The organism is Comamonas sp. wu1-DMT (assembly GCF_040187805.1).
Lineage (GTDB): Bacteria > Pseudomonadota > Gammaproteobacteria > Burkholderiales > Burkholderiaceae_C > Comamonas > Comamonas thiooxydans.
Genome location: NZ_JBANEM010000001.1, coordinates 201,391 through 225,802, shown reverse-complemented (window position 1 = coordinate 225,802; position 24,412 = coordinate 201,391). Strand labels below are relative to the sequence as shown.

Below are 24,412 nucleotides of genomic sequence, written 5' to 3'. Positions count from 1 at the left end.
ATGGATTCCGATATGAAAACGATGCAAGGCATTCGATCCCTGATGCCGTCCCTGAGCGTGCTGACGGCAGCTTTGGTGCTGGCAGGCTGCGCCAGCGCACCGCCCACGGTGGCCGAGCATGCCGGCGTTGCCGTGCCAGCAAGCTTCAGCGCCCAGGCCGCAGCCGCGGGCTGGACGCAGGCTGCCCCGGCCGAGGCTCAGCCGCGCGGTGCCTGGTGGCTGGTATTTGCCGACGCCGAACTCAGCGCTCTGGTGGAGCGCGCGGGTGAAGCCAATGCCGATGTGCAGACCGCTGCGGCACGCCTAGCTGAAGCCCGCGCTTTGCTGCGCTCGGCCGATGCCCAGCGGCAGCCGCAGATCGGGGCCTCGGGCGGCGCTGTGCGCCAGGCCGGGCTGAGCACCGCGAGCGGCATGCAACCCGCAACCCTGGTCACGGCCGGCTTGAACTTCTCTTACGAAGCGGATCTGTTCGGCAGGCTGTCGCGGGCCAGCGAAGCGGCACGCGAGGATGCCAATGCACGCGAAGCACTGCTGCAGAGCACGCGCCTGATGGTGCAGGCTGATGTAGCGCAGACTTATCTGCAGCTGCGTTCGCTGCAGACCGAACGCCAGCTGGTCGAGCAGAGTCTGGTGGCCTATCGCGAGACCTTGACACTGATCGAGAAGCGCTTCCGGGCCGGCGATGCGGCAGAGCTGGATGTGGCGCGCATGCAGACCGAGGTTTCGGCCACCGAGGCCGAGACGCTGGCGCTGGAGCGCCAGCAGGCGGCCCTCACGCATGCGCTGGCCGTGCTGGTCGGCGATGTCGCCACTGGCTTCACGCTGGCTGCACAGCCTGTGCTGGCAACGCTGCCTGTGATTCCGGCAGGCGTGCCTGCGACGGTGCTGGCGCGCCGCCCCGATGTGTCGGCGGCCCAGGCTTCGGTGCTGGCTGCCCAGGCGCGCGTGGGCGTGGCGCAGGCTGCATGGTTTCCGGCCATCACGCTCACGGGCAATGGCGGCTATGCCTCGCCGGAGCTGGGCGATCTGTTCAAGTGGTCGGCACGCTCCTGGGGCATAGGCGCCTTGCTGTCCCTGCCCATCTTCGACGGCGGCCAGCGCGCAGCGCAGGAAGAGGGCGCCCGTGCGCGTCTGGAGGCAGCCGTGGCCGCCCAGCGCGGCCAGGTGCTCGCGGCCTTTCGGGATGTGGAGGATCAGCTCAGTGCCTTGCGTCTTCTCTCGGGTCAGGCCCATGTGCTGGGGCAGGCCGTGCAGTCTTCCGAGCGCGCCACCCATCTCTCGGACGTGCGCTACCGCAACGGTCTGGTGAGCCAGCTGGAGCTGCTCGATGCACGCCGCAACGAGTTGCGCAACCGGCACCAGGCCCTGCAGGTGCGCACCGCGCAGTACACGGCCACAGTGGCGCTGATTCGTGCGCTGGGCGGAGGCTGGGATAGCGGTGAGCCGCCTGCGGCTCGCGGATGAGGAGGGGCCTGTTCCGGGCAGGCCTGAGCTGGGCCCAGATGCAGCATCATCGCAGGCTCTGTGCCGGCCCGCGTCTACCGCTGTCAGCAGCTGCCTCTCTGCGTTGAGTGATGAAGCTCGGCACAAAGGTCTTCGGCCGCTAAGAGGCGGGCTCTAGCCTATCCCCACGTGGTGACCGGATTGCAAAGCGCAGTCCTCAGTGCGCGTACCGCGCTATCTACCGTGGTGAGTACCGGCAGGTTCGACGCTTGCTCGCAAACCGCCCTGGCTCTTGCCATGCTGAACTGCGCCAGAGCGATACGGGTACATCCTTCGTCTCTCAATCGAGCGGCTTGGGCTGCAATGAGCGCGTCGTGGCGGGCCAGGTCTCCCGCATTCATGGCCTGCAACGCGCCTTCGGCCAGAGCCAGAACGAGGTCGGCATCCGGACCGAACTCGGGCGGCATCGACTTCAGCGTGGGAGCAAAAGTCGCGATGAGTCCAATTTTTCCGGGCTGTCGCAGTGCTTCGGCCACCATGGCCTCATTGGGCCGAAGCACCGGGAGGTCGGCATGCCGCGCAGCGACCGCATCGATGCAGGGTCCGAATGCCGAACAGGTGAAGAGAATAGCCTGGGCACCCGTGCCCACTGCGTAGTCGGCCAGGACCTCGAAGCGCCTGTGCATGGCTGTGTCGAGTCCGTGGCTGCTTCGTGCGAGGTCTGCCGACAGGCTGTCGTCCAGCAGGTTCATGCGAACGGCTTGCGGCCAGTCTCGGTCGAATGCGGCGTTGATGGGCTCGACCGAATGGCTAAGGGCGTGAATGAGAGCAATCCGAGTCATATGTTGGTGCCTGGAAGTTCGAGGATGTCAGATGCCCTTTGAAGAAGGGTTCTCGAAGCCTTCTCTGGTTTCTGCGTTGAGTGGGTAGTTGATGTTGGTCCCCTTCGGTGGAATCGGCGACATGAACCACTTTTTGTAGAGTGTCTCCATTTCGCCTGATTTCATCATTCCGACCACCACGCGGTCTACCAGCGCCTTGAACTGCGGGTCGTCCTTGCGCAGCATCAGAGACTGATTTTCTGTGCGCAGGTTTTCACCCGTGATGATGAATTCCTTCGGGTTCTGGGTGTTCGCGATAAGACCTGCCAACAAGATGTCGTCGAGCACGAAGGCGGCTGCGCGGCCCGAATTCAGCAGCAGAAAGGAGTCGAGATGGTCTTTCCCGGACAATTGTGTGACCTCCAGCACCTTGCCACGGTTGGTTTCACGCAGGAGTCGGAACGAAGTCGTGCCTGCGGTGGTGACAACCGACTTGCCTTGCAAGTCAGCAATGCTCTTGATGCCTGAGCTGGCCTTGACTGCCATGCGCACGTTGTATCGGAAGATGTCCGGAGAAAATGCCACGTCCTTCTGGCGTTCTACCAAATTGGTCGTGGAGCCGCACTCAAGGTCGACCGTCCCGTTCGTCACAAGAGGGATGCGGTTCTGCGACGTCACCACCTGGTACTTGATATCGATTTTGGGCTGTTTCAGCTCGGCCTTGATGGCGTCCACAATTTTCATGCAGATGTCGAGGCTGTAGCCGATGGGGGTGGCGGTATCGGAGATGTATGAGAATCCGAAGGAGGCCTCGCGGTGACCCAGGGTGATAGTCCCGCTCTCCTTGATCTTTTTCAAAGTAGGCGACTCCTGTGCGAGGGCATCCAGTGCGGGGACAAGAGCAGTGGCCATCATGGCAGCAGCCGCGACGTTTCGGATAGACAAGCGCATGGTATTCCTGAATGAGAGAGTGGGGTTGAGAACGGGGAGTGGGAGTCTTCAGGCCGCGATGGCGGCTTGCCGGGTGATGGCGTCCACGGACTCTGCCAACAGACTGGCAATGGTCTTGAGCTCATCGCGGCTGGCGATATAGGGCGGTGCAAGCAGCACATGGTCTCCGTTGACTCCATCGACAGTGCCTCCGAACGGATAGCACAGCAGGCCCCGCGCCATGGCGTCCTTCTTGAGATTTGCATTGACCTTGAGCGCCGGGTTGAAGGGGCGTTTCTCGGCTTTGTCTGCAACCAGCTCAATGCCCCAGAAGAAGCCACGACCGCGCACGTCCCCCACGTGAGGGTGGTCGGCGAAGGTTTCGCGCAGCAGCGCACCGAAGAAGGCGCCGTCCTCCTGCACCTTGGCCAGAAGTCCGTCCCGGTGGATGACCCGCTGGACGGCAAGCGCCGCAGCACAGGCGACGGGGTGTCCTAGATAGGTGTGCCCGTGCTGGAAGAAGCCGCTGCCGAAAGACATGGCGTCAACAATGTGCTTTTTTGCAAGCACCGCGCCTATGGCCTGATAGCCGCCTCCCAGTCCCTTCGCGACGGTCATCAGGTCCGGGCTGATGCCTTCCTGCTCGCAGGCATGCAGAGTCCCGGTCCGTCCCATGCCGCACATTACTTCATCGAGGATGAGAAGCACGCCATGGCGGTCGCAGACTTCGCGCACGGCCTTGAAGTAGCCAGGTACCGGAGTCAACACGCCTGCAGTTGCTCCGCCCACGGTCTCTGCCACAAAGGCGATGACTCGCCCCGGACCTTGGGCGAGGATGGCCGTATCCAACTCTTGCGCCAGCCGTTGTCCATATTGCTCGGGAGTTTCTTCGGCGCGTTGTTCGCGATACGGGTAGCAAGGCGCCACATGCGTGGCAGGTACCAGAATGGGAGCGAAAGGGGCGCGGCGCCATTCGTTTCCGCCGACGGCCAGAGCACCCAGGGTATTGCCGTGGTAGCTCTGTCGCCGGGCAATGAAATGTGTGCGCTCAGGCTCTCCGATTTCCACAAAGTACTGGCGTGCCATCTTCAATGCGGATTCCACAGCCTCGGAGCCACCGCTGACCAGATACACATGGCTCATGCCTTCAGGCGCTGTGCGGATGAGCTCGTCTGCGAGTTCCTCGGCCGGCGAGAGCTGAAGAAACTGGTATGCGCATAAGGGAGCTGGTCGATCTGGGCGTGCATCGCCGCAATCACGTCTGGATGTCCGTGGCCCAGTGATGAAACGGCTGCGCCCCCGGATGCGTCCAGGTAGCTATGGCCGCTGGCATCCTGAATTCGCATGCCGTGAGCCGATACGGCAACGGGTGGGGCGGTTCGCAGATGGCGGTGAAAGACGTGCGTCATGTGGAAGATTCCGAAAGCTGATACGGGTGCTTGGAGGCGTTGCTGTGTTTTGGAACTAATGTTCTATTAAAAGTATTTAATGGAACAAATGTTTCGTCAAGAGGTATTTTGCTGAGTTGTATGCTTTGGGAACATTTGTTCCATAAGCTTTCCAGCCAAGCATCTGGCGAGGAAAGCTTTCGATTGAGTCTTCAACCATGACTGTCAAAGACGAGCTGCGAGGCCGCTTCAACTCACTGAGTCCAGCTCTGCAGCGGATTGCGAAATACGTGCTGGACCATCCCAACGAAGTGGTCACCAGTTCGATGCGCACCGTGGGTATCAGTGCGGATGCACGTCCGGCGACGCTGGTGCGATTTGCTCAGCAGCTAGGATTTGCCGGCTGGCCGGAACTCAAGCAGGCGATTGCGCAGGAGATGGGCTTGGGTCGGGAAGCCTATGGCGACAGGGCCCGCTCTTTGCTGGAGCGCGCCAGTGAGCAAGGTCTGGCGGGCGAGATATTTCAGGTTCACAAGGCGAACCTTGAGGCCACGGAGCGTCATAGCAGGAGCGGGCTCAACGATGCGGCCGTCTTGTTGGAAGCGGCGCCCAATGTTCATGTAGCGGGGTTTCGTGCCTGCTTTCCCATCGCGTTTTCTTTCGTCTATGTGTATCGGCTTTTCAGAAATTCCGTGCATCTCATAGACGGCCAGGGCGGCTCTCTGGAGATGCAGACTCGATCCATGACCGAGGAGGATGCACTCCTGGTCATCAGCTTCGCGCCCTATTCCCGGGAGGTGCTGCAGGTGGTGGAAGCAGGCAAGCGTGCTGGCTGCAAAGTAATTGCCATTACCGATAGCGATGCCTCGCCGCTGTCGCTTTTGGCGGATGTGACGTTGCTTTTTTCGACACAGAGTCCTTCATTTTTTCCATCGATTACCTCGGGGATGGCATTGACAGAGTCGCTGCTGGAACTACTGGTCAGTCGCGCGGGCAAGCCGGTCATCGACCGCATTGAGAGGGCAGAGGCCCACCTGTTCGAGTCAGGCGCCTATGTGGATGCCGGGGGCCGTAGCCGAGGCAGCTAGTACCGCCGAGGGCGCGGGGCACCTAGCTCGTAACAGAGTGACGCGGCAGGGCACCCCATCTCCAATGACGCAGCAGCTCAGGAGGGCATGTATTGGAAAAGCCGGAGACGGCAGCGAGCCGTTGGTGCGGGCAATCGACGCAGCCCGCACGTGGTCGCTATGGTTTCGGTTGATTTGATGGGCGTCAAGGCAAGACTTGAGGCTCTGGAAACGCAGGTACCAGTGGTGCTAGATTCATTGACGGTCCATGTGGATCGTCAATGGGTGCTTCATGAACATCACTTTTCACGGTGCGGCGCAGTCGGTTACGGGCTCCTGCTTTCTGGTCGAGGCGCATGGGTGTCGCTTTCTGATCGACTGCGGCATGGCCCAGGGCGGCCGCGAGGCTGACGAGCACAACCAGCAAGCCTTTGCCTTTGATGCCGAGGGCCTGGACTTCGTCGTTCTGACCCACGCGCACATCGATCACAGTGGCCTGCTGCCCAAGCTCGTGGCTCAGGGCTTCAAGGGCCCTATCTATGTCACTCTGGCCACCAAGGACCTGCTCGAAGTCCTGCTCAAGGACAGTGCCCATATCCAGATGATGGATGCCGAACGGGCGGCGCGGCGTCAGCGCGAAGGCAAGCGGCGCGAGCGAGAGCCGGCGGTTCCTCTGTACTCGCTGGCCCATGTGGCGAGCACGCTGGAGCAGGTCCAGGCCATGCCTTATCGCCACAGCTTCGAACCTCATCCTGCGGTGACAGTATGTTTTCAGGATGCCGGGCATATTCTGGGCTCGGCCATTGTGGAGCTGTGGCTGGCAGATGGTCATGGCGGCTCGCGCAAGCTGGTGGCCAGCGGCGATCTGGGCCAGCCGGGGCGGGTGATCCTGCGCGACCCCACGCCGATCATGGATGCCGATCTGCTGCTCATCGAGTCCACCTATGGCGACCGGCAGCACAGGAGCACGGGCGATACCCTGGAGGAGCTGGTCGATGTGGTCACGCGCACGGTTCCCCATGGCAATGTGGTCATCCCGGCATTTGCCGTGGGGCGCACGCAGGAGCTGCTCTATCACTTTCTGCAGCTGATCCAGCAGCAGCGTCTGCCGCCGGTAGAGATATTTGTGGATTCACCCATGGCGGTGGCGGCCACGGACATCACGCTGCGGCACTTCGGCGTGTTCGACGAGGAGGCCAGGCAGTTGCTGGGCAGCGTCAAAAGACTCAAGGAGTCGCCGCACATTCATTTCATCAGCGATGTGGAGGACTCCATAAAGCTCAACCGCATCAGGAGCGGCGCGGTCATCATCTCGGCCAGCGGCATGTGCGATGCGGGGCGGGTGCTGCATCATCTGAAGAACAATCTCTCCAGGCCCGAGTGTGCCGTGGTGATCTGCGGCTTTCAGGCCGAAGGTTCGCTGGGGCGCAGACTGGTTGACGGTGCCAGGCTGGTGCGCCTGCTCGGCGATGAAGTCGAGGTCCGTGCCGGCATCCATACCCTGGGCGGCTTTTCGGCCCATGCCGACCAGCAGGCCCTGCTGGACTGGGCGGCCGCGTTCACCCGCCCGCCGCAGCAGACCTTTGTGGTGCATGGGGAGCCGCAGGCATCCCGGGCCTTGGCCGCGCTGCTGCACGAGCGCCTGCATTTCTCGGTGCAGGTTCCGCAGCCCGGCCAGGTCTTCGAGTTCTAGCGCGTGCCGGGAGTCTCCGATATGCGTAATCCTCCTTGCGCGCGCCCTGTTGCATGATGTTCTGGCGGCGAAGGCTGATGCCGGTCGAGACCGGATTCGTGCAGCGGCTTTTCGGCACTGCGCTGGATGAGCTGCTGCCCGGCATGCGTCTGCATGTGCGGCGTCTGGGCGATACCAGGCGGGCGCTGTCCCTGGGGGGCGGGCGCATCTATCTGCCGCGCAGCTTTTTTGAGCAGGCTGACCCGCATCGGCCGCTGCGGCTTGCCCACCCTGTGGTGGCAGGCGTCTTTGCCCATGAGCTGCTGCATCAGTGGCAGCGTCTGCAAGGCCGAGCGGTGACGTGGGAGGCGTTCGGCCTGCATCTGCGCGCGGCATGCCTGCGGCGCGACCCCTATCACTATCGGGTCTGTGCAGATCCGCAGCAGATGCTGCAGTGCTTTCTGGACGCAAGCGTGGAGCAGCAGGGGCAGATCTGGCAGGACCATGTTCAGGCCCTGGTGCAGGGCCAGCCTCTGGCCTGCATGTGCCTGATTGCCGAGCATGTGTTCCAGGCTCAAGCTGGCCAATCCAGGTTGGGCCGGGTCAGCAAAGGCTAGGCAGCCGGGTTGAGTGCGGCTATCAGATCGTGCTCGTCCACATCGCGCGCCGCGCCGAACCCTGCGACATGCCTGCCGCTTTGCGGCGTGATGCAGACAAAACGAAAGTCGCCCAGAGCCGTCATGGGCTCGGCTTCGGGAAAGCGCTCCAGATAGCTGGCCCGGGCGCCTTGCCACAGGCCGCTGTCGCGTGGCGGAGTGGATGCCACGCCCTGGATGCTGATGCGCTCCAGCGCATGCACGGCTTCGCCAGCGGACTCTGGCCTGCTCATCAGCAGGCTGACGGCGGGATGCCGCTCCATGGCCTGTGTGTGGCTGGCCAGCGCGCTGACATGCAGTACCAGACAGCTGAATTCGCCATTCCAGGCCCATGGCACCAGAGACAGGCCCGGGGCCGGAAGATATCCGGGCGCTGAAGAGCCGGCCTGCGGCTGTACGGCCAGGGCGGCGGTGCGCTGGCTGGCGAGTAGCTGGCGCAGCGACTGCTGCAGGCGTGATTCATGAGGCATTTGCGCATGGTAAGCCATAGCGCAGAGCCGGAGCAGGGCGAGCCGCGCCAGGCCGCACCAGTCGTCACCTGCGTGACCGACTGTTGGGGGCATCCCGGATGCCGGGCCGAGGTTGCAGGCCTAGTCTTGCGGATTGATTAGTCCACCCGGACTATGTATACGCTTTTCTGATTGCCTGACTCATGCCCGCTCACCACAAGTTTTGGCCTAATCGGCTGCCATATTCCATCACCGTTCCAGCAACTAGCGTCTGGGAAAACCTTGCTATCAATGCCAGGCGCTACCCGGACAAGGCCGCGCTGGTGTTTCTGGGGCGCACCACGACCTATAAGCAGCTGTGCGAGGGCACGGAGCGCATGGCTGCCTATCTGCATGGCCTGGGCGTGAAAAAAGGCGACCGCGTCATCGTGCTGATGCAAAACAGCTCCCAGTTGGTGCTGGCGCATTACGCCATCTTTCGCGCCAATGCGGTGGTGGTGCCGGTCAATCCCATGAATACGGCAGAGGAGCTCAAGCACTACATCACGGATTCGGGCGCCAAGGTGGCCATCACCACGGCCGATCTGGCGCCGGAGCTGGCCAAGGCCAGCAATGCACTGGAACCCTCCGAGGCGCTGCAGCACTTGCTGGTGACACGGTTCACCGACGGCTTTGATGCCGATGTGCAGGGGCCGGATGCGCCGCCCGAAGCCTGGCGCAACTGGCTGCTGGGCGAGCGCGAGCCTGCCAGCTTGAACCACGGCCAGGTCCATGCATGGACGCAGGCGCTGGCCTGCAGCGAGCTGCCTCCACCGCATACAGCAGGCCGTGACGATCTGGCCGTTCTGCCCTATACCAGCGGCACCACGGGCCAGCCCAAGGGTTGCATGCACCTGCATCGAAGCATCAACCACAACGCCGTCTCCGGCGCGCTGTGGGGCACGGGCACCAGCGAGAACGTGGTGCTCGCCGTCGTGCCCATGTTTCACATCACGGGCATGGTGTCCGTGCTGCACAGCGCCATCTACGTAGGGGCGACGCTGATCATCATGCCGCGCTGGGAGCGTGAGCTGGCAGGGCGCCTGATCTCGCACTATCAGGTCACGAGCTGGACCAATATCCCGACCATGGTGATCGATCTGCTGGCCAGTCCCAACTTTGCGTCTTTCGATCTCTCCAGCCTCAAATACATCGGCGGCGGCGGCGCCGCCATGCCCCAGGCCGTGGCCCAGCGACTGCTGGAGCAATACGGCCTGCGCTTTTGCGAGGGCTATGGCCTGACCGAAACTGCCGCACCCTCGCACAGCAATCCGCCCGACCATCCCAAGCAGCAATGCCTGGGCATTCCCTTCATGAGTACCGATGCGCGCGTGATCAGCCCCGACACGCTGGAAGAGGTGGCCCAAGGAGAGCAGGGCGAGATCGTGGTCAACGGCCCCGAGGTGTTCGAAGGCTACTGGCAGCGCCCCGAGGCGACCGAGCAGAGCTTTATGGAGCTTGATGGCAAGCGCTTTTTCCGCACCGGCGACCTGGGGCGCGTGGATGAGGATGGCTACTTTTTCATCACCGACCGGCTCAAGCGCATGATCAATGCCAGCGGCTTCAAGGTGTGGCCGGCCGAGGTGGAGTCGCTGATGTTCCGCCATCCCGCGATTCAGGAGGCCTGCGTGATCTCCGCCAAGGATGCCTATCGCGGCGAGACCGTCAAGGCTGTGGTCGTGCTGCGTGCCGGCCATGAGGCGACGACGGCAGAGCAGATCATCCAGTGGTGCCATGACAATATGGCAGTCTACAAGGCCCCACGTCGGGTGCAATTCGTGACGGCTTTGCCCAAGAGCGGCAGCGGCAAGGTGATGTGGCGAATGCTGCAGGAGCAGGAAGCCGCGGTCTGAAATGCAAAGAGGGGGAGTGGCGGAAAGCAGCTGGAGTCGAACCAACCCGGGAGCGGCTGACGCCCCCCACCGGGTTTGAAGCCCGGCCGCGCCACCGGGCACGATTGCCTTCCTTCGAGTCAAGAGTGGAGGTTGCCACTCTTGTAGAAGATAAGACGGTGATTGTAGCCAGCAATCCGGCACCTGATGACAAACAGAACGTCAAGGCCGCATATCCGGCTCTATTCTGATTTGATAGCTTGTTGCGTAAGCGGGATAAGGAATCTGGACTGATTTCCGCTGATTTTCATTGCAGGCTCAGCGTGGCGTGCTATTCCAATGAACATCAGGGCGCAGCAGATGGGCGTCGCGCACGCGGCGCGTGTAGCCGGTTCGGTCGAAGAATTCGAGAATCTGGATGGCGCGCTTGCGGCCCAGACCCGTGGCGTCGCGGAATGCGCTGGCTTCCACTTCACCCCTGGCGTGCTGGCTGGCGATGTCGGCAACCAGGGCGGCGAGTTCGTCCATGCGCGACGGTGCATAGAACAAATCCTTGACGACCTGGAACAGCTGGCCCTGGCGCGAAAGCTTTTTGAGCAGCTGGCGCACCAGCTCTTCGCCAGCTGCATGGTCGCGCGCCAGATCGCGCACCCAGGGCGGGTCATAGCGGCCTGCAGCAATGGCGGGCAGCAGTTTTTCGGCCAGCGTCTGCTCGGCGCTGCTCAGCTGCACGCTGTGCTGCGGCAAATGCAGCCAGGCGCCGGTGCTGGCTAGCAACTGGCTGTTGAGCAGGGCATCGACCAGGCCCTGATAGAGCGCGTCGTAGCTGCCTTGCTGCAGGCCGGGCAAGGCCATGCGCCTCAGTCTGGCCGCGTTGACGCCGGGCTCGTCGGGCGATTTTTCATGAAAGCGCGCCAGGCTGTCGATGACCTGGGTCTGCAACTGCTGCCAGCGCTGCAGGCCAAGCACCAGGGCATCGCCGCCGGCGATGGGCAACTGGATGGTGTCGGCAAGGCTGGCCTCGGGGAAGGCATGGCCGCTCAGACGCACCAGCTGCGAACGCGCAATGCCGTGCGGGGCCTGTGCGATCAGCGGTCTGAAGTCGTTGCGGGCGATTAGCTGCTCCATGGCGTCGAGGTAGGCCATGCGCTCTGCGCTGCGGCGCTTGCGGCTCGGGGCATAGGGGTCGAGCACCATGCCGCCGGCGATGGTGCGGCTGGCCTGGGCGTTGCGCAGAATCAGGCGGTCGCCGGGCAGGGCAAAGACCGGCGCATCGAGCACCAACTGCACGCGGGCCTCGGTGCTGGGCTCTATGGCCTCGTCCTGCAGCAGCGCCACATGGCCCGTGGTGCGCTTGGTGCCCAGGTGCACATGGACTGGCGTCCACTGGGCCAGCAAGGGCGCTTCGCCGAGCAGGTGCAGATGAATGTCGAGGCGGTCCGTGGCCTGCAGCAGGCGTGGGTCCATGATCCAGTCGCCGCGTTCGATCTCGTCCTTGCCTATGCCCGCCAGATTGAGTGCGCAGCGCTGGCCGGCGACGCCGCTGTCGCTGCTCTGGTTCTGTGCATGAATGCTGCGCACGCGCACGGCCTGACCGCTGGTCGAATGCGCCAGCGTGTCGCCCACTCGCACCTGGCCATTGAAGACCGTGCCCGTGACCACCGTGCCCTGGCCCGGCAGCGTGAAGACGCGGTCCACGGCGAGCCGGAACAGTCCGTCTCGGGGACGCGCCTGCATCATCTGGGCCTGCACCTGCAGATGTTCGCGCAAGGCCTTTACGCCGGCATTGCCGGGTTCTGCGGCATTGGTCTCGAAGATGGGGCTGTCGGCCAGTGCAGTGACGCCGAGAATGGCGTTGATTTCGCGATGCACGTCGGCAATGCGCTGCGGCAGCACGCGATCGACCTTGGTCAGCGCCACGCTGCCACGCCTGACACCCAGCAGCTGCAGAATTTCCAGATGCTCCAGGGTCTGGGGCATCACGCCGTCGTCGGCAGCCACGACCAGCAGGGCGTGGTCAATGCCCACGGCTCCGGCGGCCATGGTGTGGACGAATTTCTCGTGGCCCGGCACGTCGATGATGCCCAGCACATCGCCGTTGGGCAACGGGCTGTAGGCATAACCGAGCTCTATGGAGATGCCGCGGGCTTTCTCTTCCTTGAGACGGTCGGTTTCCACGCCCGTGAGCGCACGCACCAGCGTGGTTTTGCCGTGGTCGATATGGCCTGCGGTTCCGATGATCATGGTGTGCTTGTAGTTTTGTTGGCTGCTGGCGCTTGTGTATCAAGCGATGCAAGGTGTTTTTGTATAAATTCCAGGGGCCGGGGCCATGGGACTGCCTCAGGCCAGCTGCGGCAGCTGCGCGGCAAACAGGGCCTGCGCCGGGTGTTCGAGACAGCGCAGATCCAGCCACAACGCATCGTCATGCAGCCGCCCGATCACGGGCCGGGGCAGGGCGCGAAAGCGCGCTTCGAGCCGGGTCAGCTGGCGACCCGCATGCTTGCCGCTGGCCGGATAAATCCTGAGGCCGAAGCTGGGCAGATTTTCCACGGGCAGGGCGCCGCTGCCGATCTGGCTGTTCATGGCCGCGATCTCCACCACATAGTCCTGGCCCAGTGCCTGCTGCAGCAGAGGCTGCAGCTGCTCGGCCTGGATCTGCATGTCGGCGGCCTGGCGCGTGAACAGGCGCAGCGTGGTCAACTCCTGGGCGAGCTTTTCAGGGTTCAGATACAGGCGCAGCGTGGGCTCCAGTGCCGCCAGGGTGATCTTGCCCACACGCAGCGCGCGTTTGAGCGGGTTCTTCTTGATCTGGGTGATCAGCTCCTTTTTGCCGACGATGATGCCGGCCTGCGGGCCGCCCAGGAGCTTGTCGCCACTGAAGGTGACGATGTCGGCACCGGACTCGACCGTCTCGCGCACCGTGACTTCATAGGGCAGGCCCCAGTCGCGCATGTCGATCAGCGTGCCGCTGCCCAGGTCCACAATCATCGGCAGATTGCTGTCGTGCGCAATGCGGGCGACATCGGCGTCGCTCACCGCCTTGGTAAAGCCGGTGATGGCGTAGTTGCTGCAGTGCACCTTCATGAGCGCGGCCGTGTTCTCGTCTATGGCCTCTGCATAGTCTTTCTCATGCGTGCGGTTGGTGGTGCCGACCTCGACGAGCCTGGCGCCGGCGCGGGTCATGACATCGGGAATGCGGAAGGCGCCGCCGATTTCCACCAGCTCGCCGCGCGAGACCACGACTTCCCTGCCCGTGGCCATGGTGGACAGCACCAGCAGCACGGCTGCGGCGTTGTTGTTGACAACGGTGGCGGCTTCAGCGCCGGTCAGCTCGCAGATCAGCGACTCGACCAGATCGTCGCGATCGCCGCGACCGCCGTCTTCAAGGTCATATTCCAGGTTGGCCGGGGAGTTCATGGCCTGTACCACGGCATCGATCGCGGCCTGCGGCAGCAATGCGCGGCCCAGGTTGGTGTGCAGCACCGTGCCGGTGAGATTGAAGACGGCTTGCAGGCGTGGCGCAAACCGGGCCTGAAGCTGGCGCTGCGCAGCTTGCACGACGCTGGCGATGTCGGCCTGCACGCTCTGGCCAGGCTGATCGGCAAAACCCAGGAGCTGCTGGCGCAACCCCGTCAGCACATCGCGGACTGCCTTGGTGCAGGCATCGAGGCCGTAGGACTCGCGCAGCACCTGCATCTCGATCGCGAGCAAGACCTTGTCCACGGCGGGAAGCTGAGATGGGTGCGAAATTTCAGGGGCGGTCGCTGCGGTATTGCTCATGGCCAAGGTGTGTCGGGTCGTCAAAAAATGAAAAAGGCGGCAGGAGTTCCTGCCGCCTTCATTATGGTGGCGGTTGGAGCCGGCAGGTTTACGCCGCAGGGTCCACCAGTTCGTGATCGGCCTCGCCTTGCTGCTCTTCGGCCACGGCCACAAACAACAGAGGATTGGCGCTGGCGCGCTGGAACTGGGTCTCGCTCATCAGCAGATCCAGCATCAGGCTGGCCAGATCGTCGACGAGAGGTTCGACCATGGGGTTCTTTTCCTGATTTACGATCTTGCGGTAGCTGCCGCATTCGTCGCATGTCTCGGCCAGAACTTCTTCGCCCGAACCGTCAATGCCCTGGTAGTGGATGCCCTTGGTCGATTCGCAGTGCGTGCACTTGACGCGAACCATATGCCATTCGCAGGCACAGGTGCCGCAATGAGCGTAACGGTGACCGGCCACTTTGCCGCCAATGCGGATGACGCTGGCCACAGGCTCGCTGGCGCAGACGGGGCAGATGCTGGCGGGGTCGGTGTAGGGAACGTCGCGGCCACTGAGACTGGCCGAGCGCTTGGCAAAGGTCACTTGCAGCGCAGCCATGATGAAGGGTGCCATGCCCACGTGGCGGGCGGCGACTTCCTTTTCCAACAGCTTTTTGGCAATGTCTGCACGGGTCTCGGGAGTCAGTGCACGCAGCTCCTTGAGCAGGGGCTGCAGCGGTGCAGGCAGGCCTTCGCTACCCTGCAGCGTGTCGAGCATATTGTCCAGTACGGCTTGCCAGGCGGGATCGATGGTGTCCACTGCGGGCAGCAGGGGCATGGAGTGCTCCTGAGCACGCGCCATGAGTTCGGCATCGGGCGCAGATATCTCGATGGTGGCGGCAGCCTTGTGCTGCGCATCCATGATCTGGGCCACAAACAGCAGATAGTCTGCAATGGGATTGCCGTTGGCCAGCTGGCGCAGGCGTGCAGCGCGTTCGGCGAACAGACTGCTTACCTGGGGCAGCAAGATGCGGGGAAAGCTGGTGTGATCCAGTGCTTCGATTTCACCGGGTTGAAGAATGCGTTGCATTGACAGGGTTTCCAAATGAATCAGCCGCCGAGCGCCGATAAACGCTTGGCGGCTGGGTTGTTAGGGGAGAGGACTAAAAACCTTAGTCGTTGTCACCCGTCATCTTGCGGTACCAGCCGCGGTGGTGTTGCTTGGCCCAGGCTCGCGTTACTGTGCCATAAAGCATGGCGCGAATGGTGCCACGAGTCCAGATGGCGGCATACACGTGCATGATGATCAGGCCGATCATCCACACGGCAGCGATGGCGTGAACCACCGAAGCCGCTCGCACCACGTTGACCGGCAATGTCCACCAGGCGCGCCACATCAGAAAGCCGGTGATCACGATCAGCAGCATGCCGATTACCAGGCCCCAGAACAACAGCTTCTGACCACCGTTGTACTTGCCCTGTTCGGGCATGTCGTGGTCGTCGCCATCGATCATCTTGTTGACGTTCTTGAGCCATTCGATGTCGCGCGGCTCAACGATGTTGAGCTTGGCAAAACGGCAGGCCATGATGACGAAGAATGCGCCCATGACAACCCCGATGTAGGGGTGCAGGATGCGGGTCCAGGGACCGCCACCGAACAGATTGGTCAACCAGAAGAAGGCCGGGTGAAAGAACGCCAGACCGGACAGGGCCAGCAAGATGAAGCAAATGCCTACCACCCAGTGGTTGGCGCGCTCCGATGCGTTGTAGCGCACGAGGTCGCGAGGATTGCGTTTCATTTGCCGTTCTCCTTGTTCAGCGCTTCGGCGTCCTTGCGTTCCATTTCATCCTCAAGGTCCTTGGACACGTCGTTGGGTCCCTTGGTGATGTAGTGGAACAGGCTGCCGATTGCGGCTGCACCCAGTGCGGCCATGGCCAGAGGCTTGGCTACACCCTTCCACAGCGACACCATGGGGCTGATGGACGGATCGTCCGGCAGGCCCTTGTACAGCGAAGGTTTGTCCGCGTGATGCAGAACGTACATCACGTGCGTGCCGCCCACGCCTTGCGGGTCGTAGAGGCCTGCTTTTTCGTAGCCGCGTTCCTTGAGGTCCACGACACGGCGGGACGCTTGCTCCTGCATGGCTTCCTTGGTGCCAAACTGGATAGCGCCCGTGGGGCAGGTCTTGACGCAGGCGGGCTCCTGGCCAACAGCCACGCGATCCGAACACAAGGTGCACTTGTACGCCTTGTTGTCCTTCTTGGAGATGCGCGGAATGTTGAAGGGGCAGCCCGTGACGCAGTAGCCGCAGCCCACGCACTGGTCTTGCTGGAAGTCCACGATGCCGTTGGCATATTGGACGATGGCGCCAGGCGAGGGACAGGCCTTCAGGCAGCCCGGGTCTTCGCAGTGCATGCAGCCGTCCTTGCGGATCAGCCACTCCAGGTTGCCTGTGGCTTCGTTTTCGTACTCGGCAAAGCGCATCACGGTCCAAGACTCCGACGTCAGATCCGTCGGGTTGTCGTAGACGCCTGCGGCAACCGTGCCGATTTCGTCGCGAAGGTCGTTCCACTCCATGCAGGCGGTCTGGCAAGCCTTGCAGCCAATGCATTTGGAGACGTCGATCAGCTTGGCGACTTCCCCCGCGTGCGCACCGCGTGCGCTGGGTGCGGGGGTCGTCGTGGCCGAGCGGCGTTTGATATCGAGAGACATGGTTGAGGACATCAGCGTGGCTCCTTAGATCTTTTCCACCTTCACGAGGAAGGTCTTGGATTCAGGGGTCAAGCTGTTACCGTCACCCACGGAGGCTGTCAGGTTGTTCGCCAGATAGCCCTTGCGTCCCGTCGTGGAGAAGCCCCAGTGAATAGGCACACCCACATGATGGATGGTCTTGCCATCGATCTTCATGGGCTTGATGCGCTTGGTCACCACGGCAACCGCCTTCACGAAACCGCGCTTGGACGAAACCTTGACCTTCTGGCCGGTCTCTATGCCCAGTTCCTTGCCCAGTGCCTCGCCGATTTCCACGAACTGCTCGGGCTGAACGATGTTGTTCAGCTGAACATGCTTGGTCCAGTAATGGAAGTGCTCGGTCAGGCGGTAGGTCGTGCCTACATGCGGGTAGTCCTTGGGGTCGCCCTGCGTGTCCTTGGCAGTTGCCAGGATGCGCATCACGGGGCTGATGACGGCCTGCTTGTTGTTGGGGTACATGGGGTTGTAGCCCAGCGGGTTGTCAAACGCCTCGTAGTGCGTGGGGAACGGACCTTCTGCCATGCCCTTGCGGGCAAACAGACGGGCCACCCCTTCGGGGTTCATGATGAAGGGATTGATCACCTCGGGATCCAGGCCCACGGCCACGTCCGGCACGTCCGCTCCACCCCACTGCTTGCCGTTCCACTTGATCAGCACGCGTTCGGGGTTGAAGGGCTTGCCCTGGCGGTCGCAAGACGCGCGGTTGTAAAGCACGCGGCGATTCGCAGGCCAGGCCCAGGCCCAGTTCAGCGTGTTGCCTATGCCTGTGGGATCGCTGTTGTCGCGGCGCGCCATCTGGTTGCCGGAAGAGGTCCAGCTGCCAGCCCAGATCCAGCAGCCACCCAGGGTGGTGCCGTCATCGCGCATTTCGCCAAAGCCCGCCAACTGCTCGCCGGCCTTGCGGATGAGCTTGGTGGGGTCCTTGGGATCGAACAGATCCACCAGCGCACGACCGTTGTATTCCTTGGCCACTTCCTCGGAAGAGGGGTGATCGGCTTCGGCATAAGGCCAGTACAGATTGGTGATGGGCTCGGAGAACTTGCCGCCGTCCTTCTGATAGAGAGCCTTCAGGCGCAGGTGCAGACCGGACATGATGGCAATGTCGGTCTTGGCCTCTCCTGGGGGCTCGGCAGCTTTCCAGTGCCACTGCAGCACGCGCGAGGAACTGACCACGGCACCGTCTTCTTCAGCGAAGCAAGTGGTTGGCAGGCGGAACACCTCGGTTTGAATCGAAGCCGAGTCCACGTCGTTGAATTCGCCGTGGTTCTTCCAGAATTCCGAAGTTTCCGTAACCAGCGGATCCATGATGACCAGGAACTTCAGCTTCTTGAGACCGTCGCGCACGCTGTTGCTGTTGGCCAGAGCCGCCAAGGGGTTGAAGCCTTGAGCGATATAGCCGTTGACCTTGCCCTGCGTCATCATCTCGAAGATCTGCAGCATGTCGTACTGCTTGTCCAACTTGGGCAGATAGTCGAACGCCCAGTTGTTTTCAGCAGTTGCGGCCGGGCCCCACCATGCCTTCATCAGGCTGACATGGAACTTGGGCGTGTTCGACCAGTAATTCATCTGACCGGGACGCAGCAGCTTGGGCGTGCGAGTGGCGATGTACTGGTTGTAGTCCTGTTCGGCTTCGTTCGGCAGCGTCAGGTACCCGGGAAGCGAAGCAGACAGGATGCCCAGGTCCGTCAGGCCCTGGATGTTGGAGTGGCCGCGCAGCGCGTTCATGCCGCCGCCAGCGACACCGATATTGCCCAGCAGCAGCTGGATCATGGCACCGGTACGCAGGATCTGCGCACCCGTGGTGTGCTGGGTCCAGCCCAGTGCGTACAGGATGGTGGCAACACGGCCGGCTTCGGCGGTCGAAGCAAGCTTCTCGCACACGTGCAGGAATTTTTCCTTGGGTGTGCCGCAGATGGATTCCACCTTCTCGGGGGTATAGCCGGCGTAGTGCTTCTTGAGCCACTGATAGACGCAGCGAGGGTGTTCCAGAGTGGGGTCCACCTTCACGAAGCCGTCTTCGCCCAGTTCGTAGTCCCACGACGCCTTGTCATAGGTACGCTTTTCAGGGTTGTAGCCGGAGAAAATACCTTCGTCGAACGCAAAGTCCTCGCGCACGATGAATGAGAAGTCCGTGTAGTTCTTCACATACTCGTGGTGGATCCTGTCGTTGGTCAGCAGGTAATTGATCACGCCGCCGAGGAAGACGATGTCCGAGCCGGAGCGGATCGGCGCATAGAAGTCAGCCACGGATGCCGAGCGGTTGAAGCGCGGATCGACCACCATGAAGTGAGCCTTGTTGTGCTCCTTCGCTTCGGTCACCCACTTGAAGCCGCAGGGGTGTGCTTCGGCGGCATTGCCGCCCATGATCAAAATAACGTCCGCGTTCTTGATGTCGACCCAATGGTTCGTCATCGCTCCACGGCCAAACGTCGGGGCAAGACCTGCCACCGTCGGGCCGTGTCAGACACGTGCTTGGTTATCGAGTGCAAGAAGGCCCCAGGAGCGGGCCACTTTGTGCGTGATGTAGCCGGCTTCGTTGCTGGAGGCCGAAGCGGCCAGCATGCCGGTGGTCAGCCAGCGGTTGACCTTCTGGCCTTTTTCGTTGGTTTCAACGAAATTGGCGTCGCGGTCTTCCTTGAGCAGCTTGGCGATGCGGTTCAGTGCCTCGTCCCAGGACATGCGCTTCCACTCGGACGAGCCGGGGGCGCGGTATTCGGGGTACTTGAGGCGGCTGGGGCTGTGGACAAAGTCCAGCAGCGATGCGCCCTTGGGACACAGCGTGCCGCGATTGACCGGATGATCCGGGTCGCCTTCCACGTGCATCACGGACAGACGGGAGTTTTTCCCGCCGTCGCCCAGGGAGTACATGAGGATGCCGCAGCCTACGGAGCAGTAGGTGCAGGTTTGACGGGTTACGGTGGTGGCTGACAGTTTGTACTGTCGCACCTCAGCAAGGGCGGCTGTGGGTGAGAAGCCCATCAGCGCCAAGCTTGAACCCGCCAGAGTCGAACCAGTCACTTTCATGAACTGGCGTCTGGAGAATTGGTCCATTGTGGGGTACCTTTTCGTATGAACGCTTATGTGAAAGCAAATTTTACGACCCCCCCCCATTTTTGATAGCAGTTACAAACCCTTAATTCTTGAGTAACGTTGAGCGACTTTGAGTTTTATGTTTCGTTTTTGTTTTTCTTAATGACGGCGATAGTTTTCAACCTGCACCTCTAAACCTATCAACTTTCTGCTCGAAAAGCCATCGGTCAGCAGGCCGGGTTGAACAGGAAATCCCTAATCTGTGTCGCTTTTGCGTGTTTCGGCAGGAGGGGGAGCGACGGTGGGAGCAGGGCCTTCTACAGGTTGTTGCGGATCGGTTGTTGTGCGCTTTTGCGCGATTTCCCGGTTCAGCAGCTTTTCCTCCTGCTCCTGCATGGTGGCAAACAACTCCCAGGCCGCCATGAACAGGGCGGCAATGGCGGGACCGAGCACAAAGCCCGAAAGACCGAACAAGGCCATGCCCCCCAGGGTGGAGATCAGAACCACATAGTCGGGCATCTTGGTGTCCTTGCCGACCAGCAGGGGGCGCAACACGTTGTCCACCAGGCCGATGACCAGCACACCATAAGCGGCAAGGATCAGCCCCTTGGTGACGGCGCCCGTGGCCAGAAAGTAGATAGCCACCGGCCCCCAGACAAGGCCTGCCCCCACTGCTGGCAGCAGCGACAGAAAGGCCATGACCACGGCCCAGAGTACTGCGCCCTGAATGCCCAGAATCCAGAAAATCAGCCCACCCAGCGCGCCCTGGGCGGCTGCAACGGCCAGATTGCCCTTGACTGTGGCCCGGATGACGGTAATGAACTTGATGGCCAGTTCGCGCTTGTGTTCGGGTGCGAGCGGCGTGGCTGCCCAGATGCGTGCGACCAACTCCTTGCCGTCACGCAACAGAAAAAAGATCAGGTAGAGCATGACGCCAAAGCCCACCACAAAGCCCAGGGTGTTCTGACCCAGCCCCACAGCCTTGGTGGCGGCGAGCTTGCTGGCCTGCAGGGCAATGTTGGAGAGCTTGGTCTGGATTTCCTCCAGAGTGCCCAGGTGCAGTTTTTCCATCCATGGCGTCAGCCAGGATGGCAGTGCATTGAAGACTTGCTCCACGTAGCTGCCGGCGGACAGGTTGCCGCTGCTGATTCGATCGTAGATGGCGGCAGTCTCCTTGATGAGCGAGAGGCCTATCAGAGACAGCGGCAAAATGACCATTACCAGACTAATTAGCAAGGTTGCCAACGCGGCCAGCGTGGGCTTGTTGGGCATGCGCATCAGCAGCTTGCGGTGCAGGGGGGCGAAGACGATGGCAAACACCACGCCCCAGAAGATGGCTACGGCATATTCCTCTAGAACCAAGCCGAATCCTGCGGTTACTGCTATTAAAAGAAGAATGAATGCACGTTTGTGAAGCGGCAAAAGCGGCATGCGAGTCCTTGTTTATGGAGTTCCCGCAATGTAAGCGACTCCCAGGGGTGTAAACATCTTGTCTTTTATAAGACCAAGACTTTGAACAGTGGCACAATGGCTGCCGCAACTCAAGGCCCTTCCCCAGCCACAGTCGCATCCGCCAATCGGTACAGCCGTGTCGCGGGAGGTTCTACAAACCAGCTAATGCTTTCCGAAGGAAAGCGGAGGTCAGCGAGATATGAGCGATCAGTCAACGATCTATCAAGCCTATCAAGGCAACACCTATCTGTTCGGCGGCAATGCGCCTTATGTCGAAGAGATGTACGAGAACTACCTGGCCAACCCCGGCTGCGTTCCCGATTCCTGGCGTGAATACTTCGATGCCCTGCAGCATGTGCCTGCAGTCGACGGCACCGACAACAAGGACGTTCCCCACCTGCCCGTGATCAATGCTTTCGCAGAGCGCGCAAAGCAGGGCGGTACCAAGGTGGTGGTGGCTTCCGGCGCTGACTCAGAGCTGGGTCGCAAACGCACGGCCGTGCAGCAGCTGATTGCAGCCTACCGCAACGTGGGTCAACGCTGGGCCGATCTGGATCCTCTGAAGCGCACCGAGCGCCCCGAAATTCCCGAGCTGGAGCCTTCCTTCTACGGCTTCACCGACGCCGACCAGGAAGTGGTGTTCAACACCAGCAACACTTTCTTCGGCAAGGAAAGCATGACTCTGCGCGAGCTGATGAATGCTCTGCGCGAAACCTACTGCGGCACCCTGGGCGCCGAGTACATGTATGCCACCAATCAAAATCAGAAGCGCTGGTGGCAGCAACGCCTGGAATCGATCCGCTCCAAGCCCGTCTTCAATGCGGACGAGAAAAAGCGCATCCTGGACCGCCTGACCGCTGCTGAAGGTCTGGAGCGTTATCTGCATACCAAGTATGTGGGTCAGAAGCGCTTCTCGCTGGAAGGTGGCGAGTCCTTCATCGCCGCCATGGACGAGCTGATCAACTCCGCCAGCGCCAAGGGCGTGCAGGAAGTCGTGATCGGCATGGCTCACCGCGGCCGTCTGAACGTGCTGGTCAATACCCTGGGCAAGGCGCCCAAGGATCTGTTTGCCGAGTTCGACCACACCGCTCCTGAAGATCTGCCTGCCGGTGACGTGAAGTACCACCAGGGCTTCAGCTCTGACGTGTCTGCCAAGGGCGGCCCCGTTCACCTGTCGCTGGCCTTCAATCCCTCGCACCTGGAAATCGTCAACCCCGTGGTGGAAGGTTCGGTGCGCTCGCGCATGGACCGTCGCGACGACCCCATGGGCAAGCAAGTGCTGCCCGTGCTGGTGCACGGTGACGCAGCCTTCGCCGGCCAGGGTGTGAACCAGGAAACCCTGGCACTGTCCGAAACCCGTGGCTACACCACCGGCGGTACGGTTCACATCATCATCAACAACCAGATCGGTTTCACGACCTCTGACCCTCGCGACCTGCGTTCCACGCTGTATTGCACCGACATCGTCAAGATGATCGAGTCGCCCGTGCTGCACGTGAATGGCGATGATCCCGAAGCCGTGTGCCTGGCCATGCAGCTGGCCCTGGAATTCCGTATGGAGTTCTCCAAGGACGTGGTGGTCGACATCATCTGCTTCCGCAAGCTGGGTCACAACGAGCAGGACACACCTGCACTGACACAGCCTCTGATGTACAAGAAGATCGCTGCCCACCCCGGCACGCGCAAGCTGTACGCAGACAAGCTGGCGACGCAGGGCCTGGGCGACACGCTGGGCGACGATATGGTCAAGGCCTATCGCGCCGCCATGGACGAAGGCCGTCACACCCAGGACGTGGTGCTGACCAACTTCAAGAGCAAGTACGCCGTGGACTGGAGCCCCTTCGTGGGCAAGACCTGGACCGACGCCGGCGACACTGCCATCCCTCTGACCGAGTGGAAGCGCCTGGCCGAGAAGATCACGACCCTGCCTGCCAGCGTGAATCCTCATGCTCTGGTCAAGAAGGTGTACGACGACCGCGCAGCCATGGGCCGCGGCGATGTGAACGTGGACTGGGGCATGGGTGAAACCATGGCCTTCGGCTCCCTGGTCGCTTCCGGCTATCCAGTGCGTCTGTCGGGTGAAGACTCGGGTCGCGGCACCTTCACGCACCGTCACGCTGTGGTTCATGACCAGAAGCGTGAAAAGTGGGACGAGGGCACATATATTCCTTTGCAGAACGCTGCCGAGAATCAGGCTCCGTTTGTCGTGATCGACTCCATCCTGTCCGAAGAGGCAGTGCTGGGCTTTGAATACGGCTATGCATCGAACGATCCCAACACCCTGGTGGTGTGGGAAGCCCAGTTCGGCGACTTCGCCAACGGCGCCCAGGTGGTGATCGACCAGTTCATCGCATCGGGTGAAGTGAAGTGGGGTCGTGTCAACGGCCTGACACTGATGCTGCCTCACGGCTATGAAGGCCAGGGCCCCGAGCACAGCTCGGCGCGTCTGGAGCGCTTCATGCAGCTGGCTGCCGACACCAATATGCAGATCGTGCAGCCCACAACGGCCAGCCAGATCTTCCACGTGCTGCGTCGCCAGATGGTTCGTGGCCTGCGCAAGCCGCTGGTCATCATGACTCCCAAGTCGCTGCTGCGTAACAAGGACGCCACGTCGCCCCTGTCCGAATTCACCTCTGGTGGTTTCCAGACCGTGATCCCCGAGCAGGACGAAACCATCGTCAAGAACGCTGCCAAGGTCAAGCGCATCATCGCCTGCTCGGGCAAGGTGTACTACGATCTGGTCAAGAAGCGTGCCGAGAAGGAATCCAAGGACGTCGCCATCATCCGCGTCGAGCAGCTGTATCCCTTCCCCCACAAGGCGTTCGCCGCCGAAGTGAAGAAGTACGCCAACGCTACTGACATCGTGTGGTGCCAGGATGAGCCTCAGAACCAGGGTGCCTGGTTCTTCATCCAGCACAACATCCACGAGAACATGCGTGAAGGCCAGAAGCTGGGCTACTCCGGTCGCGCTGCGTCCGCTTCGCCCGCCGTTGGCTACGCACATCTGCACCAAGAGCAACAAAAGGCACTGGTGGAAGGCGCATTCGCCAAGCTCAAGGGCTTTGTCCTGACCAAGTAATACAGGCGACACCCCCTGTCCGAGGACAGGGGGCACAAGAAACATCTTTGGAAAGAAT

General features: G+C 61.8%; 16 protein-coding genes, 1 tRNA gene and 1 pseudogene. 6 read left to right on the top strand and 12 right to left on the bottom strand.

Annotated features, from left to right (window positions below):
• The gene (locus tag V8Z78_RS00965) at positions 1-1,464 is read left to right on the top strand and encodes an efflux transporter outer membrane subunit (protein ID WP_349730709.1); all 1,464 of its coding nucleotides are present in this window, start codon (positions 1-3) and stop codon (positions 1,462-1,464) included.
• A 158-nt stretch (positions 1,465-1,622) separates the two neighbouring features.
• Here V8Z78_RS00965 and V8Z78_RS00960 read toward each other — a convergent pair whose 3' ends face one another.
• The 3 genes and pseudogenes from V8Z78_RS00960 to V8Z78_RS00950 form a co-directional block, all read right to left on the bottom strand.
• Positions 1,623-2,285: an aspartate/glutamate racemase family protein gene (locus V8Z78_RS00960; RefSeq protein WP_003066474.1), complete on the bottom strand. Its 663-nt coding sequence runs from the start codon at positions 2,283-2,285 to the stop codon at positions 1,623-1,625.
• A 27-nt stretch (positions 2,286-2,312) separates the two neighbouring features.
• Positions 2,313-3,179, bottom strand: coding sequence for an amino acid ABC transporter substrate-binding protein (locus V8Z78_RS00955; RefSeq protein WP_080554162.1), 867 nt, complete (start codon positions 3,177-3,179; stop codon positions 2,313-2,315).
• A gap of 84 nt (positions 3,180-3,263) precedes the next feature.
• Positions 3,264-4,540 (bottom strand): annotated as a pseudogene (locus V8Z78_RS00950) (aspartate aminotransferase family protein).
• Positions 4,541-4,800: 260 nt separating this feature from the next.
• Here V8Z78_RS00950 and V8Z78_RS00945 point away from each other — a divergent pair.
• The 3 genes from V8Z78_RS00945 to V8Z78_RS00935 all read left to right on the top strand — a co-directional run bounded on the left by V8Z78_RS00945 (position 4,801) and on the right by V8Z78_RS00935 (position 7,938).
• Entirely contained in the window at positions 4,801-5,670 is an 870-nt protein-coding gene (locus V8Z78_RS00945; RefSeq protein ID WP_003066482.1) for a MurR/RpiR family transcriptional regulator, read from the top strand.
• A gap of 271 nt (positions 5,671-5,941) precedes the next feature.
• Complete coding sequence (locus V8Z78_RS00940; protein WP_003066484.1) at positions 5,942-7,342, top strand: MBL fold metallo-hydrolase RNA specificity domain-containing protein; 1,401 nt, start codon at positions 5,942-5,944, stop codon at positions 7,340-7,342.
• A gap of 77 nt (positions 7,343-7,419) precedes the next feature.
• Entirely contained in the window at positions 7,420-7,938 is a 519-nt protein-coding gene (locus V8Z78_RS00935) for a hypothetical protein (RefSeq protein ID WP_003066487.1), read from the top strand.
• Here V8Z78_RS00935 and V8Z78_RS00930 read toward each other — a convergent pair.
• A complete protein-coding gene (locus V8Z78_RS00930; RefSeq protein WP_171832504.1) occupies positions 7,935-8,447 on the bottom strand; it encodes a pyridoxamine 5'-phosphate oxidase in 513 nt (170 codons plus the stop codon). The two genes, V8Z78_RS00935 and V8Z78_RS00930, sit on opposite strands and share 4 nt — an antisense overlap.
• A 182-nt stretch (positions 8,448-8,629) precedes the next feature.
• On the opposite strand from V8Z78_RS00930, the gene V8Z78_RS00925 reads away from it, so the two are divergent.
• Positions 8,630-10,318, top strand: coding sequence for a long-chain fatty acid--CoA ligase (locus tag V8Z78_RS00925; protein WP_057092192.1), 1,689 nt, complete (start codon positions 8,630-8,632; stop codon positions 10,316-10,318).
• A 17-nt stretch (positions 10,319-10,335) separates the two neighbouring features.
• Here the strand turns inward: V8Z78_RS00925 and V8Z78_RS00920 are convergent.
• The 8 genes from V8Z78_RS00920 to V8Z78_RS00885 all read right to left on the bottom strand — a co-directional run bounded on the left by V8Z78_RS00920 (position 10,336) and on the right by V8Z78_RS00885 (position 21,254).
• Positions 10,336-10,431: transfer RNA gene (locus V8Z78_RS00920), tRNA-Sec, on the bottom strand.
• Between the two features lie 184 nt (positions 10,432-10,615).
• Entirely contained in the window at positions 10,616-12,541 is a 1,926-nt protein-coding gene (gene selB, locus V8Z78_RS00915; protein ID WP_003066493.1) for a selenocysteine-specific translation elongation factor, read from the bottom strand.
• Between the two features lie 96 nt (positions 12,542-12,637).
• Positions 12,638-14,077 (bottom strand): L-seryl-tRNA(Sec) selenium transferase, encoded by a 1,440-nt coding sequence (gene selA / locus V8Z78_RS00910; protein ID WP_057092193.1) that lies wholly within the window; start codon positions 14,075-14,077, stop codon positions 12,638-12,640.
• 88 nt (positions 14,078-14,165) lie between these two features.
• Entirely contained in the window at positions 14,166-15,131 is a 966-nt protein-coding gene (gene fdhE, locus V8Z78_RS00905) for a formate dehydrogenase accessory protein FdhE (protein WP_349730708.1), read from the bottom strand.
• A gap of 82 nt (positions 15,132-15,213) precedes the next feature.
• On the bottom strand, positions 15,214-15,840 hold the full coding sequence (locus V8Z78_RS00900) for a formate dehydrogenase subunit gamma (RefSeq protein ID WP_003066500.1): 627 nt from the start codon (positions 15,838-15,840) through the stop codon (positions 15,214-15,216).
• Positions 15,837-16,766 (bottom strand): formate dehydrogenase subunit beta, encoded by a 930-nt coding sequence (gene fdxH, locus V8Z78_RS00895; protein WP_003079546.1) that lies wholly within the window; start codon positions 16,764-16,766, stop codon positions 15,837-15,839. The genes V8Z78_RS00900 and fdxH overlap by 4 nt, the downstream gene beginning before the upstream one ends.
• A 12-nt stretch (positions 16,767-16,778) precedes the next feature.
• Positions 16,779-19,844, bottom strand: a complete 3,066-nt coding sequence (gene fdnG / locus V8Z78_RS00890) for a formate dehydrogenase-N subunit alpha (RefSeq protein WP_145914916.1) — start codon at positions 19,842-19,844, stop codon at positions 16,779-16,781.
• Between the two features lie 234 nt (positions 19,845-20,078).
• Positions 20,079-21,254: an AI-2E family transporter gene (locus V8Z78_RS00885; RefSeq protein WP_057092194.1), complete on the bottom strand. Its 1,176-nt coding sequence runs from the start codon at positions 21,252-21,254 to the stop codon at positions 20,079-20,081.
• A 220-nt stretch (positions 21,255-21,474) separates the two neighbouring features.
• On the opposite strand from V8Z78_RS00885, the gene V8Z78_RS00880 reads away from it, so the two are divergent.
• Complete coding sequence (locus tag V8Z78_RS00880; protein ID WP_349730707.1) at positions 21,475-24,354, top strand: 2-oxoglutarate dehydrogenase E1 component; 2,880 nt, start codon at positions 21,475-21,477, stop codon at positions 24,352-24,354.
• The last annotated feature ends 58 nt before the right edge of the window (positions 24,355-24,412 follow it).